Origin of the sequence: Parabacteroides sp. ASF519 (genome assembly GCF_000364265.2) — a bacterium.
Lineage (GTDB): Bacteria > Bacteroidota > Bacteroidia > Bacteroidales > Tannerellaceae > Parabacteroides > Parabacteroides goldsteinii.
Genome location: NZ_AQFV02000006.1, coordinates 3,696,080 through 3,711,427 on the forward strand (window position 1 = coordinate 3,696,080; position 15,348 = coordinate 3,711,427).

Annotated in this window: 12 protein-coding genes; 9 read left to right on the top strand and 3 right to left on the bottom strand. The window is 43.6% G+C overall.

Annotated elements, in window-relative coordinates; translation table 11 throughout:
• The first annotated feature begins 54 nt into the window (after positions 1-54).
• The 8 genes from C825_RS14505 (at position 55) to C825_RS14540 (ending at position 9,137) form a co-directional block, all read left to right on the top strand.
• Positions 55-1,257, top strand: coding sequence for a carboxypeptidase-like regulatory domain-containing protein (locus tag C825_RS14505; protein ID WP_010802992.1), 1,203 nt, complete (start codon positions 55-57; stop codon positions 1,255-1,257).
• 14 nt (positions 1,258-1,271) lie between these two features.
• A complete protein-coding gene (locus tag C825_RS14510) occupies positions 1,272-2,054 on the top strand; it encodes a polysaccharide biosynthesis/export family protein (RefSeq protein WP_007657036.1) in 783 nt (260 codons plus the stop codon).
• A gap of 11 nt (positions 2,055-2,065) precedes the next feature.
• Complete coding sequence (locus C825_RS14515) at positions 2,066-4,426, top strand: GumC family protein (protein ID WP_010802993.1); 2,361 nt, start codon at positions 2,066-2,068, stop codon at positions 4,424-4,426.
• A gap of 15 nt (positions 4,427-4,441) precedes the next feature.
• Positions 4,442-5,170 (top strand): tyrosine-protein phosphatase, encoded by a 729-nt coding sequence (locus C825_RS14520; protein ID WP_007657032.1) that lies wholly within the window; start codon positions 4,442-4,444, stop codon positions 5,168-5,170.
• A gap of 39 nt (positions 5,171-5,209) precedes the next feature.
• A complete protein-coding gene (locus C825_RS14525) occupies positions 5,210-5,497 on the top strand; it encodes an HU family DNA-binding protein (RefSeq protein WP_007657030.1) in 288 nt (95 codons plus the stop codon).
• 430 nt (positions 5,498-5,927) lie between these two features.
• The gene (locus C825_RS14530) at positions 5,928-6,506 is read left to right on the top strand and encodes a DUF3575 domain-containing protein (RefSeq protein ID WP_010802994.1); all 579 of its coding nucleotides are present in this window, start codon (positions 5,928-5,930) and stop codon (positions 6,504-6,506) included.
• A gap of 13 nt (positions 6,507-6,519) precedes the next feature.
• Positions 6,520-7,530, top strand: a complete 1,011-nt coding sequence (locus C825_RS14535) for a DUF3868 domain-containing protein (RefSeq protein ID WP_010802995.1) — start codon at positions 6,520-6,522, stop codon at positions 7,528-7,530.
• A gap of 38 nt (positions 7,531-7,568) precedes the next feature.
• The gene (locus C825_RS14540; protein WP_010802996.1) at positions 7,569-9,137 is read left to right on the top strand and encodes an Mfa1 family fimbria major subunit; all 1,569 of its coding nucleotides are present in this window, start codon (positions 7,569-7,571) and stop codon (positions 9,135-9,137) included.
• 100 nt (positions 9,138-9,237) lie between these two features.
• Here the strand turns inward: C825_RS14540 and C825_RS14545 are convergent, their stop codons facing one another.
• On the bottom strand, positions 9,238-10,164 hold the full coding sequence (locus tag C825_RS14545) for a magnesium transporter CorA family protein (protein ID WP_010802997.1): 927 nt from the start codon (positions 10,162-10,164) through the stop codon (positions 9,238-9,240).
• Positions 10,165-10,359: 195 nt separating this feature from the next.
• Between C825_RS14545 and dnaB the strand changes: the two genes are divergently transcribed.
• Positions 10,360-11,889, top strand: a complete 1,530-nt coding sequence (gene dnaB / locus C825_RS14550; RefSeq protein ID WP_007657015.1) for a replicative DNA helicase — start codon at positions 10,360-10,362, stop codon at positions 11,887-11,889.
• A 1-nt stretch (position 11,890) separates the two neighbouring features.
• On the opposite strand, the gene C825_RS14555 is transcribed toward dnaB, so the two are convergent.
• Both C825_RS14555 and C825_RS14560 read right to left on the bottom strand, forming a co-directional pair.
• Positions 11,891-12,652 (bottom strand): helix-turn-helix transcriptional regulator, encoded by a 762-nt coding sequence (locus C825_RS14555; RefSeq protein WP_044214389.1) that lies wholly within the window; start codon positions 12,650-12,652, stop codon positions 11,891-11,893.
• A 316-nt stretch (positions 12,653-12,968) separates the two neighbouring features.
• Positions 12,969-15,347: a hypothetical protein gene (locus tag C825_RS14560; RefSeq protein WP_010803000.1), complete on the bottom strand. Its 2,379-nt coding sequence runs from the start codon at positions 15,345-15,347 to the stop codon at positions 12,969-12,971.
• Between the last annotated feature and the right edge of the window lies 1 nt (position 15,348).

Here is a 15,348-nt window from a genome sequence, read left to right on the forward strand (position 1 = left end):
TTTCCATAAACATATTATCAACAAATAATAAATATTAATTAATTCATTTTTAGTATGAAAACAACTAATTTCTGGTCGTTGAGCCTGTTGGCTGCAACGTTGATGGTGGGGGGATTGTCCTTCAACTCATGTAAAAAAGATGAAGTGGAACCGGTTCCCGAAGTAGTAGAAAACCCATTGGAAAAAGAAGCCTATTTTATAACCGGTAAGGTAACGGACGGAACGAATGCGTTGGCGGATGTTTCCGTATCTGCCGGAAAGGTGTCGGCAAAAACGGATGCTTCAGGTGCTTACCAAATCGAGGTGGATAAGAAAGGTTCTTTTGAACTGAGCTTTGCCAAAGACGGATACATCACGATTAAAAATGAAGTGACAGTAGATAGCAAAGCAGAAAAAGGTACCACCGTATTTTACTCGCAGATACTGACTAAGCAGGCTGAATCAGTCAAAGTAACTCCTGAGAAAGACGCTTTGCTGGTTGTTACGCAAAATACCGAAGCGTTTGTTCCTGCCGGCGCAGTGGAAAAAGAAACGGATATAGCAATCACGTCATTTGTTCCGGCTGCTGATAAAAAGTTGAAAGAGGTGGCCGATAAGGCGGTGTCGACTTCTACTCCGCAAACAACATCTTCTGCATTGGCGTTATCTAGCTTTGATTGCCAACCGGACGGTGTCAAGTTTGAAAAGCCATTGGAAATAAGGGTAAAGGCGCTGGAAGCCGATAATGATGTTTATTTCACGGAAGTGAAACATTATGTGAACGGAACGGATAATGCAGAAGTTATTTATGATGATTCGGATAAATCTTATGTCCTGCAGTTGGATGGCTTTTCTGTACACGAGTTGAGAGTGGTTACAGATTTGTCGGCCGAACCGAATAGTGAAACCCTCTTGTCTGAAGAAGTGGACAACCTTGGAAAAACAACGGCTGTGTCGAAAGACTTTTCCGTTAAGGCGAAAGAAGGTTGGAAAGTCGTATCTAAAAGTAAAGGAGTGACGGGTGATGTTGAAGCAATGCTGATGGCTGCTTTAAGGAATGTTTTGGCTAGTGAAGGTGTTTCCGAAATCGCAATGTCAAAGAGTATGGCGGTAAGTGGCGACATGAAGATGACTGTCACTTATAAGCAGGCGGTAATAAGATATACGATTCGTGTTAAGACTAACCGTGGCGTGGAAAGTATTGTTGTCGAACAGTATGGAGCGGTATCGCAGAACATCGAGAAAGAGCAGGGAAACATGAAACCTGAGCATAATTAATATTGTAAGTAACTATGTTTAAGAAGTATGTGGCCTATCTGGTCGTGTGTATGGCGGTATTTTTTACCGCCTGCACATCGACTAAAAAAATTATCTATTTGCAGGATGTCGTTCCGTTGAAACAACAGGAGATCGAACAAAAGTATGAGGTGATTATCCATGGTGACGACTTGCTGGCTATTATGGTGAACAGTCGCGACCCGGAGCTGGCATTGCCTTTCAATATGCCGATGGTAAGTTATCAGTTGGGTTCTAACACTGGCGGACAGCAACGTGTTTTAGGGTATCTGGTGGATACGAACGGAAACATCGACTTTCCCATCTTGGGAGAAATCCATGTAGAAGGCTTGACTCGTATGCAGTTGACCGAACTGATCAAAAACAAGCTGATCGAAGGCGATTTGATTAAGGATCCGATTGTGACGGTACAGTTCCTGAACTTCAAGATTTCCGTGATGGGCGAAGTCGGACGTCCGGGTAGCTTTACTATCTCCGGCGACCGTATCACATTGTTGGAGGCTTTGAGTATGGCAGGCGACCTGACAATCTACGGACGTCGTGACCGGGTAGGGGTGATTCGCGAAAATAACGGAAAACGTACAATCCTGTTCCATGACTTGCGTTCGGCGGATATTTTTAATTCTCCTTGTTACTACCTGCAACAGAACGATATTGTCTATGTGGAACCGAATAAAGCGAAATCGGGTCAGAGCAGCATCAACCAGAATAATTCGATCGGAGTCTGGGTTTCTGTTATCTCCTTGCTGACTACGATTGCGGTATTAATCTTTAAATAATCGGATTACAAATGAATTCTGAACAAGAAACAATCAACTTGCGAAGAGAAGAAAACGAACTGAACCTGAGTGACCTTTTCCATATTGTGTTGGCCAACTGGTATTGGTTCGTTTTGTCTGTCCTGGTTTGTGCCGGAGTAGCTGTTCTGTATCTGAAATGGGCTCCTAAAGTCTACACACGTACGGCATCGGTATTGATAAAAGACAATAGCAAGGGAGGAGGGCTCAGCGAGTCGGCAGCTTTCGAAGAGCTGAATATGTTCAATGTAAAAAGTAATGTGGACAACGAAGTGTTGGTCTTCAAGTCGAAGCGTCTGATGTCGGTAGTGGCTGAACGGTTGAATCTGGATATCAGCTATACGATAAAGGACGGGTTGCGGACGGAAGAGTTGTATACGCAATCGCCGATAGCCGTACGGTTCCCGGAAGCGGAGGCTTCGCAGTCTTTTTCCTTGGTAGCGACACCTTTGTCGGCCGGAGAGATTTTGTTGTCCGGTTTCTCGACGAATGAGGCTAAGAGTTTGAAAGTGGCATTGAACGATACGGTCTCTACTCCGGTGGGTAAACTGGTGGTGACCCCTACGTTGTATTATGCGGATAAATATTTCGGGAAGGCGGTAACTATAAGTAAGCGGAACAGGGAGGAGATCGCTTTGACTTATAGCAATTCCCTTCAGGTGGCGTTGGCCAGTAAGACGGCGACGATCATCAACCTGACGTTGCAGGACGTATCCATACCGCGTGCCGAAGATGTTCTGAATATGTTGATTGCCGTGTACAACGAAGACGCGATAAACGATAAGAACCAGGTAACGGTGAACACCTCTAACTTTATTAATGACCGTTTGATCATTATTGAAGAGGAGTTGGGTAGTGTGGATGCCGATATCGAAACGTATAAACGGGAAAACCAGCTGACGGACATCAGTTCGGAAACGGGAATGTACCTTCAGGAGAGTAGCCAGTATAGCAAAGAAGGACTTGGACTGGAGAATCAGGTGACTTTGGCGAAATATATACGCGATTACCTGACAGACCCTCATAAGAGTTCGGACCTGATACCGGCCAACACCGGGATTGCCGATGTGAATATAGAAGGGCAAATCAGCGAATACAACAACTTGTTGCTAAAACGTGATAAACTGATAGGTAATAGCAGTAACAAGAACCCGGTGGTGATGGACCTGAATAATTCGCTTAGTGCGATGAAGCAGACGATTATCCGGGCTATCGACAACCTGATTGTCGGTCTGAATATCAAGATAAAGAATATCAGAGAACGGGAAGCCCAGACCAGCCGCCGTATTTCGGCTGTGCCGACACAACAGAAATATGTGTTGTCTGTCGAACGTCAGCAGAAGATCAAGGAAGAGTTGTATCTCTACTTGTTGAATAAGCGGGAAGAGAATGCTTTGTCGCAGGCGATTACCGAAAGTAATGCCCGTGTGATCGATGCGGCGCAGGGAAGCCGGAGTCCGGTGGCACCGAAATCGATGATGATCTTATTGGCAGCAGTAGTGTTGGGATTGGCTATTCCGGCAGGTATCATCTGGTTGCAGATGGTCATGAATACGACTGTGCGTACACGTAAGGATGTGGAAGATGCCGTATCGATCCCGTTCCTGGGAGAGATTCCTTTGCGTGACAAGAAGAATAAAGATGAAATAGTCGTGCGTGAAAATGGGCGCGACAGTATTTCGGAGGCGTTCCGTATTGTCCGTACGAATATGGATTTCATGCGTGTGAAAGCGAAGGATATGAAAGTGGTGATGTTTACTTCTTTCAATCCGAATGCAGGAAAGACATTTGTATCGATGAATCTGGCCATGAGTTTTGCCCTGACCCGAAAAAAAGTGATACTGGTCGATCTCGATATTCGTAAGGGTACCCTTAGCGGCCATGTTAGTGGTTCCACTAACATGGGAATAACAAACTATTTATCCGGAAAAGTGGATGACATCAACTCTATCATAAAAAAAGAGGAACTTGCCACAAACCTGGATATTATCCATACCGGCCCTGTGCCTCCCAATCCTTCCGAGCTTTTATTGAGCGACCGTTTGGAAGCTTTGATCGAGGAGTTGAAGAAACGGTATGATTATATCATTCTGGATAATGTGCCTGCCGGTTTGGTGGCCGATGCAGCGATTGTAAACCGTGTAGCCGACCTGACCATTTATATCCTGCGTGCCGGATTGATGGACCGCCGGCAGTTACCTGAACTGGAAAAGCTATACAGGCAGGGTAAATTCAGGAATATGAGTCTGGTGCTGAATGGTGTCCGCTATAATCGTTCGGGTTATGGTTACGGTTATGGCTATGGATACGGTTACGGCTATGGTTATGGCTACGGGAACGAAAAGAAAAAATAAAAACTATTTTCCAATATGCTGACCTGGTTTAGCTCAAAGAAAAACATAATCCGTACCACATTGCTTGAAGGAATGACAGATGTGCATGCGCATCTGCTTCCTAATGTGGACGGTGGATCGGAGTCGTTGATGGACTCGATCGCTGCATTAGAGAGAATGAAGGAAGTCGGTGTGAAACGGATATTTCTGACTCCCCATATTATGGCGGAGTTTCCTAATAATACACCGGAACTCCTGTGTGCAAAGTATGCTATTTTGAAGGAATGTTGTCCTCCGGAAATAGAGTTACACCTGGCTGCCGAGTATATGCTGGACGATGGTTTTGAGGCATATATGAAGGGAATGTTATTTACACTTCCCGGCAGGCAGGTCTTGGTTGAGACTTCCTGTTTGTCGGCTCACGACAAATTTCTGACAATCCTGTTCGACCTGGCATTGGATGGTTATACGCCTGTTATCGCTCATCCGGAGCGATATGGGTATATGAAACAGGAGGACTATTCTTATTTGAAAAGTAAAGGGTATAGATTTCAACTGAACCTGTTTTCTTTAGCCGGTTTACAGGGTAAACAGGTCCGGCAGGTAGCGGAGCATTTGCTCCGTGAAGGGTATTATGATTATGTCGGTACCGATTTTCATAAACTAAGTGAGTATGAGAAAGGGTTGAGGACTTTACGCTTGTCTGGGGAACAGGTCCGGTTGGTACGCAAATTATTAGATAACAATGAAATGCTTTTGAAATAACAGATTAAACATAACAAACAATTAAAAATCGTAAAAGATATGATGAACAAAAGAGAGTTGATATACTCCATTGCAGAACAGACAGGGTACACGCAAAGTGCTGTACGAAAGGTATTGAATACATTTATCGATACTGTATTTAATGAAGTAAAATCAGAGAACAAGGTGAGGATAGGAGGGCTTGGAGTTTTTTCTCCCGTGCTCCAGAAGTCCCGCCCTGTTCGTAATCCGCAAACAATGGAACCAATTATGCTTGCTCCGAGAACAACCATAAAATTCCGGACAGCAGACGATTTGGTCCGTAAACTGAATAATCAGGAAAAATAGCGGTATAGGTTTTATTCGTGTTCAATATTTAACTCTGTATTTCCCGGTTTCAACTAAAAATAATACCGGGAAATACGGAGTTTTTTATGAAATATTCATAAGGTTATAAAGCAATGACTAAAAAAAACGATCGTTTTTTTTAGTCATTTATTTTGTGCAAATATATTTTATATTAAATGAAAAACAAAGCATTTTTAATCTTTTTATTTCGCTGTATTACAGATAGATAAATGTAGTTTTTCAAGAAGTTGCAATAATCATCATATATTGAATTTTACTCTCGAAATAGTGACTAGAAAAAACGATCCTTTATTCTAGTCATTATTTTTTTGTGAAAATGTAAAAAGTGAAGAATATATGGTGTTAATTATTTACGATGATATTTGTTATGCAAGAAAAAAGAAATTATAAAGTTGCTTTTTGTAACATTATGAATTATTGCAATAAAGGTATTTTATTGTTTTATAAGCCTAAGTGCCTTTTGTTTATTGTTTTGATTATTAGTGTATTGCAAAAAATGAATTGTCAGAATATAGCAGTGAAAAGTAATGTTCTCTATGATTTGACGTCATCTTTGAATATCGGTGGGGAGATAAAATGTAATGATACCTATTCTATCAGTTCGATTATAAGTTATAATCCGTGGACTTTTGCTGATAACAGAAAGATGAAGCATCTTCTTATACAGCCGGAGCTCAGGAAATGGTTTGGCGATGTTTTTCAGGGAAGTTTTGTCGGTATACAGGCTCATTATGCTCGTTTTAATGTCGGAGGGATATTGTCCGATTATCGTTTTCAAGGAAATCTGGTTGGTGGCGGGGTTTCCTACGGATATCAATGGATGATAAGTCCGTTGTGGAATCTGGAGGCCAGCATTGCGTTTGGATATGCTTATTTGAGTTATGATAAGTACGGGCGGAAGGAGGGGGCATCTCTGATAGAAAAAGCGCATACTAATTATGTTGGTCCGACTCAGTTAGGTTTCTCTTTAGTCTACTTTATACAATAAAAAAACGATAAATATGAAAATCAATTTGCTCGTGTTATTGGGCTTATTTTTTATTAGCAACTCCTTATCAGCAAAAAATATCGATGTGGAGATAAAATCGCAATCCTGTTTTGTGGAAGGGGATTCGTTAATGGTGTCGATAAAGTACATGGTCAATGCACATGGTTTTGCATCGAATGAAGCCCTGACGCTTATTCCGGTTATTAAAGAAAACAGGCAGGAAAAAGAGTTGCCTCCCGTTTTATTAAATGGTAAAAAAAGACATCGTACTTATGAACGGAACCGGGTTTTAAATAAGAGAAAAGGAATTAAAGGAGATGACTTTTTTCTTGTAAAGGAACTGTCGGAAAAAGAGCCTTGTGAAATTGTCTATACTACTTCTGTTATTGCGGAGAACTGGATGCGTAAACCTGAGTTGTTTTTGAAAATGAACCGGTTGACTCATTCTGGGGAGATTGTTAGGGAAGAGGTTCGTTTGACGAAATCCGGTTTGTCTCCGGATAGCGGGAAACCGCTTGTTGTGGAGGAGGCCGCATCTTCGTCGACAGTGTCCGGCCTGTCAGGATTAAAGGCATCTTATATTTCTCCAGAGAGCGATGCAACGGATATACGTAATCAGAAAGAGCTGAATTTTAATCTGGAGGAAGCTCGTGTAGTGGCTGAAATGAACCCTCAGATGCTCTCTTTGCGTGAGCTGTATATGGTTGCATTAAGCTATAAAAATGAACCGGAACAGTTTTATAAGATAATCGAAACTAGTGTCAAGATTTATCCGGCTCATCCGGTAGCCAACCAGAATGCGGCAGCGGCAGCCATCGAACAGGGAAACTGGCAGGCTGCCGGACAATATCTGCAAATGGCATCCCATGAAACGTTGGCCTATAAGAACTGTAAGGGGGTATATGAGTTAATGACCGGAAATTTGTATGAGGGTATCCGTTTGCTGAAGTCTGCAAAAGCGGAAGGCTCGGAAGAAGCCGGCATGAATCTGACATTATTTTTTGAGAATAATAAACGTCATTGAGTTAGTCTGGAATATTATTTACTAAATACTTTTATCGTATGAAAAACAAACTTTTTGTAAAATCAGTATGGCTGTTATGCCTGGCTTTGGGGCTGGTCGGATGTATTAATGATGCAGATGTTTTGCCGGAGGATAATTCCGGTTTTGTGGATGGAGGAGAAGGAAATGTTCGTTTTGCTTTTGTTGTGCCCAACAGTTCTTCAACTAAAGCCGGAGATGCCGAAACTTCGGGTATTTATGAAACCGGAAATGCGAACGAATATAATGTGAAGTCGCTTAATGTCTACCTGTTTAATTCAGATACGAAGGCTTTATATAAAAAGATTCGGCTGGAAAATATAACACGTACGGCCGGTCCGCAATTACCGGAAAATAGCTCGTCCGGAAATCAAAACGAGCATGTAGTGAAATATACGGCCAACCGGGTGTTGATAGACCCGGGTACGTATGATATCTTTACGATTGCCAATGGAGATGTTACGGGTTCTTTCAGTACGGAAAATGAGTTTATAAACTTGGTGGATAGGTCTACTTATAAGGATGGTTTCGGAGTCTTGACCGAAGACGGCACATTGCAGATGACAAACCGTGCCGATAATAGCGGTTTGTATGATGGTACGACCGATTCAAATCTGAAAGTGACAGTTCGTGAGATTTTACCGTCGGAGGAACCGGACATCGTGACTATCAATCTGGAACGTGTGATGGCTAAAGTTCTGGTCGGGCAGTCGAAAGAGGATTACAGCCTGGTTGATGGAAATGGAAAAGAGTATGTTTCTATCAGTTTGACCGGATTCCAGTATATCAATTTGAGCCGGTGGTTCTATACGTTTCGTCATACGGCGGTGCTGACAGCAAATAATGCTCCTTCTTCTTATACTATTGCTAATGGAAATTTCGGAGAGATAAATGCGAATAACGGTTATGTGATCGACCCTTATTTCTTTTCGAAAACGGTAGACGGGGCGAAAGGGTTTGATAATGCGGATAGTTATTATGCTTATCCATTGACCTCTGTGGCTGAAAGCTGGCAGTCGGTTCCGGTTGATGCGTTCCACGGTTTTTATTGTCTGGAGAATTGCATGTTTAAAACGGCACAGTTGAATGCTTATTCGACCGGAGTACGGTTTAAGGCAAGTTTTGTTCCCGGTACGCTTTGGGGAGAGGGTAAAGAAGCAACTAGCGCAAAGCCTGATGCTATTTATTATGCGAACTATAAATTTTATAGCAGTATCAAAGCGATGAAAGATGCCGGACTTAAACTGGATGGCATTACGGAAGATTCGACTGATGAAGAGCTGGCAAAGTTCTTTGTGAAACGTTATCGGAAAGATCCGGAAGGTAACAATTATTATTGCTATTATAATTATTGGATCAGGCACCTGGATAATAACAAGGAAAACGAGATGGGAGTTATGGAGTTTGCGATAGTACGAAATAATATTTACCGTTTGCTGGTGACGAATATTTCCGGACTTGGTTCCGGAACACCGGAGATCGATCCGGAAAAACCTGATGAATACGAAGCTTATCTGAAAATGGATTTTAATGTTTTACCTTGGATCGTCCGGAATCAGGGTGGGGACGGAGGCGCAACCCTTAAATAAGTATATCTCGTTTTTCGGGAGAACGATTTGTTTCCCGTCAAAACAAACCGAAAAGTCCCGGATATCCGGGACTTTTTTTGTATGAGTTTTTGTGTAATTATCAGAACCACTTGATCTTTCTGAAAATAAAGAATGCCAGAGCGGATAAGGTGATCGATAAAAGTACGATCGCAATAAGTCCGTGGGGAGCGTCTTCAATATAATTGACCACATTCATTCCGTAGAAGCTGGCAATCAGCGTTGGTACCATCAGAATAATAGAGATGGAGGTCATGCGCTTCATGATGGTATTCACGTTGTTGGAGATGATGGAGGCAAAAGCATCCATCGTTCCGGTAAGGATATCGCTGTAAATGTTCACCGTGAGGTGTGCCTGTTTTAACTCTGTTTCGACATCTTCCAGCAGTTCCGCATCCATATACATCGGTTCCTGGAAAATGCTTTGCAGTTTCGAGAGCATCACTTCGTTTCCACGGATAGAAGTGTTGAAGTAAACCATACTTTTCTCCAGTTTCATCAACCGCAGGAGATCTTCGTTACGGATACTCTTTTCCAGGGCTTTTTCGGCACGTGCCACTTCATTGTTGATCTGTTTCAGATATTTCAGGAACCAGACGGCAGACGAATGGATCAGTCGCAGGATCAGGTCGTATTTATGACGTACGACGAGCTCTTTACGCCGACTGTAACGAATAAAATCGGGCAATAACTCCGTCTTATGATAACAGACGGAGATAATGATCTCGTTATTCGTGATGATGCCGATCGGGACAGTTGTAAAAGGAATACCGCTTTCGGTGCTCTGTACCGGGATACGCAGGATTGTCAGCAACCAGTTCCCTTCATACTCGATACGCGGACGTTCGTCGGTATCCTCAATATCGCTCAGGAATGATTCGGGTACGTGAAATTGATTTAAAAGGTATTGGATGTCTTCGGGTGTAGGGCATTCTACATTTACCCAGCTGTTAGGAAGCCACTGGTCTTTCTCCACAAAACCGGCTTCACAATAAAGAAATGTTTTCATTATTGCCTCCTTTCGTTGTTAACACGAACAGAGGTAATAAGAAACCCCCGTCCGCTAATTTTTACTTGTTAATGTTTCTCGCGGAATACTGTCGTCCATAATTAGTTAATTACTTTTTACGGCTGCAAAGGTAAAAAAAAGGAATGAATACCAAATAAAAATCGTATTTTTGGTGTCCGAAAATTACAAAAGAGAATGGCAGAAGGAACTAAAAATACCGGGAGAGGAAACTCCGGAAGGGGAAAGCAAAAGCCTGTGGTCGTGCCCGATATGGGGCGTCTACAGCCACAGGCACGCGAGTTGGAAGAGGCCGTTTTAGGTGCCTTGATGCTTGAGAAGGATGCTTATTCGATCATTAGTGAGATATTGAAGCCGGAGTGCTTCTATGAAAAGTCGCACGAGATGATCTATGCAGCTATTGTGGATCTGGCAGCCAGCCAGCGTCCGGTCGATATGCTGACCGTGACGGAACAGTTGAGGAAACGCGGCGAATTGGATCAGGTGGGTGGACCGTTTTATATTTCGCAGCTCACCAGTAAAGTTGCCAGTAGTGCGCATATTGAATATCATGCCCGTATTATCGCCCAGAAATATCTGGCAAGGGAGTTGATCTCTTTTACGGCCATGATACAGGGGAAAGCATTTGATGAGACGATCGATGTGGAAGACCTGATGCAGGAGGCCGAAGGTAAATTGTTTGAGATTTCGCAACGGAATGTAAAGAAAGACGTGACCCAGATCAATCCGGTTATCAAGGATGCGATGGATATGTTGCAGAAAGCGGCAAACCAGAAAGAAGGTCTGAGCGGTACGCGTACCGGTTTCGATGCGTTGGATAAGATCACTTCGGGGTGGCAAAATTCCGACTTGATCATTATCGCTGCCCGTCCTGCGATGGGTAAGACGGCGTTTGTACTTTCGATGGCGAAGAATATGGCGGTGAACCATAATGTGCCGGTTGCCTTGTTCTCGCTTGAAATGAGTAACGTTCAGTTGGTAAACCGTCTGATCGTGAATGTATGTGAGATACCGGGTGAGAAGATTAAAAGCGGACGCTTGGAAAGCTATGAGTGGGAACAGCTTGACTTCAAGATTAAGGAATTGTATGATGCTCCGATTTATGTGGATGATACGCCGAGTCTTTCGGTGTTCGAGTTGCGTACCAAGGCACGCCGTCTGGTGCGTGAACACGGGGTAAGATGTATTATCATCGACTACCTTCAGTTGATGAATGCGAGTGGTATGAGTTTCGGTAGCCGTGAGCAGGAGGTAAGTACTATCTCCCGTTCGTTGAAAGGGTTGGCGAAGGAACTGAATATCCCGATTATCGCACTTTCGCAGTTGAACCGTGGTGTGGAAAGCCGTCAGGGAGCTGAAGGAAAACGTCCGCAGTTGGCCGACCTTCGTGAATCCGGAGCGATCGAGCAGGATGCGGATATGGTTTGCTTTATCCATCGTCCCGAATATTATAAGATTACGGAAGATGAACGCGGTAACTCGCTGGTCGGATTGGCGGAGATCATCATAGCCAAGCATCGTAACGGTGCGACGGGGGATGTGCGTCTGCGATTTAAGGGCGATTATGCGAAGTTCATGAATATTGATGAAGATGTGGCTGTCCGTGAGTTTTCATCGAATATGAACAGTGACGATTCGTTACCTCCGATACCGCCTGCCGGTGCAGATTTCCTGAACCAGGGCAGTAGTAACGAGGTCCCGTTCTAAATTAGTCGGATATAAGATTATGTGCGGCCTGTTCCCGGATTTGCGAAGGGGACAGGCCGCATTGTTGTTTGGTAAACTTTGTCAGGTGCGCCTGTGATGAAAAATTCCAGTCAAGTGAGATTGTCAGGAAAGACTTGTTCGTACTTCGAATATCGTCCAGTACACCTTCTGTTTTACGATGCAGCATCCATTGATAGGCTGGTTCATTGAAATATTTCTTGAATTTGCGGTTGAATGCTGACAGGCTGATATGAGCCAGGCGGGCAAACTCTTCCACGTTTGCCACCGACCGATAGTTGGATAGGACGAAATTGTTGAAATCCGTATCCCGACTAAGGATAGGATGGAAGAAGGCGGCCAGTTGCTCTTTTGTGTAATAAGCCCTAAATAATATGAAGAGTTCCTGCAATTTAAGTTCCTGCAGATGCTTACATCCGATATCATCTTCCATATAATTATTGAGTAAATTCAAAAAAAGCCGTATTTCTTCCTGGAATTTTAATGTATTATGATTATAGGTGATTTCTTTTTTGTATTCAGACAAAGATTCAAGATGAATACGATTGCATAATCTGATATCATCGCTGAACCGGCAGGTGAGTAAGTGGCTTGCTTTTCTTACTTCGATGGAATAATGGCTACCTACAGGTATCAATGCAATATCTTCTTTTTGTAGTATCTGTTTGTGAACAGCATCATTACTAAACATAATTTCTCCTTCCAGAATAAAAAGGAGGATAGACCTTGAATTGTCAAGTTCCATACATTTTTCTTCGGGGTGAAGATGGAAAACTTGAAAAGTACGTTGTGTGGGCAACCGAAAATTGTTGCAGGTAACATGTTCGTGTTTATAAAGAATCCTCATAATGTGTCTTAGTTTTATGCAATCATCAGAATTCGACAAAAGTATGTATCGATTTTTGATTGTTTGGTGTGATAATAATTATTTTAAAGGACTGACTGACGTATTATGCGGAGACAAAACGAGCTTTATCCTTGTTTTGTCTCCTTATTCATGTGTGTTGTTGTTTTTGTGTTGAAATGAGATACTCATATATCTTGTTTGTTGCGATATGCGGTTATCCATTGTCTCCTAATACAACTTCTTCGATCATCCAGGCCCATAAATTGGCCATGATTCGCGAATAGTCGTTTGTCAGGTCACCGACATTGTTGTCGATCCGTGAATTTCTTTTTACGACATTTCCCGAGCCTATTTCAAAAATCTGTGAATCGCCCACATAAACGATCCGTTTCTTTTTGTCTACTCCCAGTATCATCCGTCCGTCTCCTTCCGGATAGGGACTGTAGGATGGGAGTGAGCCGGAGCCGTCGTCTTTGAGCACATTCTTGAAACGGATAAGTGGGGTGATGTTAGGGGAATGGACATCTAAACGTCCCCAGATGCCATCACTTATCCAGTAGCCACAGTCTGTGACCCCCATAGTTAGTGATTCTGTAAAAGGACCTGTTCGGAAGAAGTAGTCGTTGTCGGCAGTAGGAGCGAATGAGGCAATCAGTGCTGAACGTAAAGGACCTGTGTCACCGATAGATTCGTTGTTTGCTCCGTTGTACCAATAAGGGGTTACATCTTCCCGCAGTAATTTCAGTAACTGGTAATTAGTTGTATAGGCAGTTTCAGGCCGTCCGCTACCGCTACTGTCGTTAATGCCGGGTGCTTTCCAGTCGGTACCTATGATAAGTACTCTGTTTTTTCTTGCTCCGAGCCAGTCTAAGATACGGCGTGCGGAAGCGGAATCAGGTCGGCTGTCGTAGCCCAGAATTAAAATATCTTGTTGTACCAACTTGCTATAAGGTAAATTAGTCTCATTGATCGTGATAGGGATCTGGGAATATTCTATTCCTCCGAGCTGGATCGTTTTTCCGATACCGAAATGGTTGTCGAGTATCGCTTTCATAGGTCTCGATGAAGCATAATCGATACCTCCGATGCCGTTGGTACTCAATATATGGATGATCTCGTCTCTGCTGCTGTTTGCCGATTGGGTGATTGTTATCATTATCTTCCAACGGTTTACATGTATCATAATATATTCGGAATGGTCGGAGTAACTATCGTTCAGCTGTTTGGCACGGCATTGAATCACTCTCCGGATATTGTTATCGCTATCTGTTTCCTGGGTCAGGGATACTTCGAAACGGGCACTCGACAAAGAGGAGGATAATTCGCCATTACCGATGGTGTTACCGTCTGTATCCACCCATTGCATGAGCTCGCCTGTCAGGTCTGTGTCGATATAAATGACACCTTTGGAGTTCATCCGGTATTGTAATTTAAGATGGCGGGTTGAAACGCCATAGTGATGTTCTCCGTCGAAATACATGTCGGTCGTATGTTCGTCCCATGATTCGACGGTGGCAATGATACCGGAGGATGCGTTTACAGCCGCTTCTTCGGGTGTGTCCCAACCGGCAGCCGAAACTTTCTGTATAAAAAACATATATCGGTGGTTACGCAGGATCTGTCCGAACGGATGTCCGGACGGTTTGAAGTCGATCCGGTAATAAACGGTCCTGGCAGGATAGATACCGTCATCATAAATACCACCGGCAATGAGACAGGTCGCATCGCTTATCTGTTTATCTGTTGCCGGAACCGGGGCTTCCGGAAGATAGATCTGTTCGATCGAAGTATCGCCATCAACAATACTCTGCTGTGGCATGGGGAACCCGACCGGATAGAAAACCGATTGATCGGGCAGGGAAGGAGCATCTACTTTTGGTCCTCCTTCGCTGTTGACAGTCATGTGGGTGGGGATAAGCTGCAACTTATCGTAGGGACGGAATACCTGTATGCTCTGCAAACGGAAATGTCCTGTCGCATCGTTATTATAGACATCCGCTCTCGCAACGGAGCGTAACATTCTGATCTGTATATCGGCATTGATTTGCCCTGCATCCAGTTTCGGAAGCGAGTATTCGCCGTACATCGGCAGATAACCGGTGATCTGTTTCGGACTGCCGTTGCCGTTATCTAGTTCGTACACCAGTTTCTCTTTGAGACGAGTTTCCGTATCGCCTGCTTCGGGATATTTTTCCGCTATGGTTTGGCTGGCGTTGGCGATCAGTACGAGCTTGACCGGGACGTTTGACGATTTGAGCATAGCGGTGAAGGTCGTCGTGTTGCTGTTGGGACGATTAATATTTATCCCCTCTACGCTGTAAAGAAACTGATATTCGGTATCCGCCGACTGCCGGGAGAGTACCAGTATACATATTTCTTCGATCTGTTCTTCCTGCTCCGTGCTCCGTGTTTCCGGTTTTTGGGTAGCAGGCGTGCTGATGGTCAGCCGGACTGCCATCCGGTCTTCCGCGTGCTTGTTACCTCCTTCACCGACAAACGTTTCGTCGATACAGGATACGGTCATCAGACCGAATGTCAACAGAAGCAGCATCCAGGCTGTTGTCCGGTTGAAAGCTTGATATCTTTTATTCATA

Excerpts from the sequence above, each read along its gene's own strand:
- C825_RS14555 (WP_044214389.1), bottom strand. The coding sequence starts at position 12,652 with ATGGAACTTGACAATTCAAGGTCTATCCTCCTTTTTATTCTGGAAGGA.
- C825_RS14545 (WP_010802997.1), bottom strand. The coding sequence starts at position 10,164 with ATGAAAACATTTCTTTATTGTGAAGCCGGTTTTGTGGAGAAAGACCAG.
- C825_RS14530 (WP_010802994.1), top strand. The coding sequence starts at position 5,928 with ATGAATTATTGCAATAAAGGTATTTTATTGTTTTATAAGCCTAAGTGC.
- dnaB (WP_007657015.1), top strand. The coding sequence starts at position 10,360 with ATGGCAGAAGGAACTAAAAATACCGGGAGAGGAAACTCCGGAAGGGGA.
- C825_RS14560 (WP_010803000.1), bottom strand. The coding sequence starts at position 15,347 with ATGAATAAAAGATATCAAGCTTTCAACCGGACAACAGCCTGGATGCTG.
- C825_RS14525 (WP_007657030.1), top strand. The coding sequence starts at position 5,210 with ATGATGAACAAAAGAGAGTTGATATACTCCATTGCAGAACAGACAGGG.
- C825_RS14540 (WP_010802996.1), top strand. The coding sequence starts at position 7,569 with ATGAAAAACAAACTTTTTGTAAAATCAGTATGGCTGTTATGCCTGGCT.
- C825_RS14505 (WP_010802992.1), top strand. The coding sequence starts at position 55 with ATGAAAACAACTAATTTCTGGTCGTTGAGCCTGTTGGCTGCAACGTTG.
- C825_RS14510 (WP_007657036.1), top strand. The coding sequence starts at position 1,272 with ATGTTTAAGAAGTATGTGGCCTATCTGGTCGTGTGTATGGCGGTATTT.
- C825_RS14520 (WP_007657032.1), top strand. The coding sequence starts at position 4,442 with ATGCTGACCTGGTTTAGCTCAAAGAAAAACATAATCCGTACCACATTG.
- C825_RS14515 (WP_010802993.1), top strand. The coding sequence starts at position 2,066 with ATGAATTCTGAACAAGAAACAATCAACTTGCGAAGAGAAGAAAACGAA.
- C825_RS14535 (WP_010802995.1), top strand. The coding sequence starts at position 6,520 with ATGAAAATCAATTTGCTCGTGTTATTGGGCTTATTTTTTATTAGCAAC.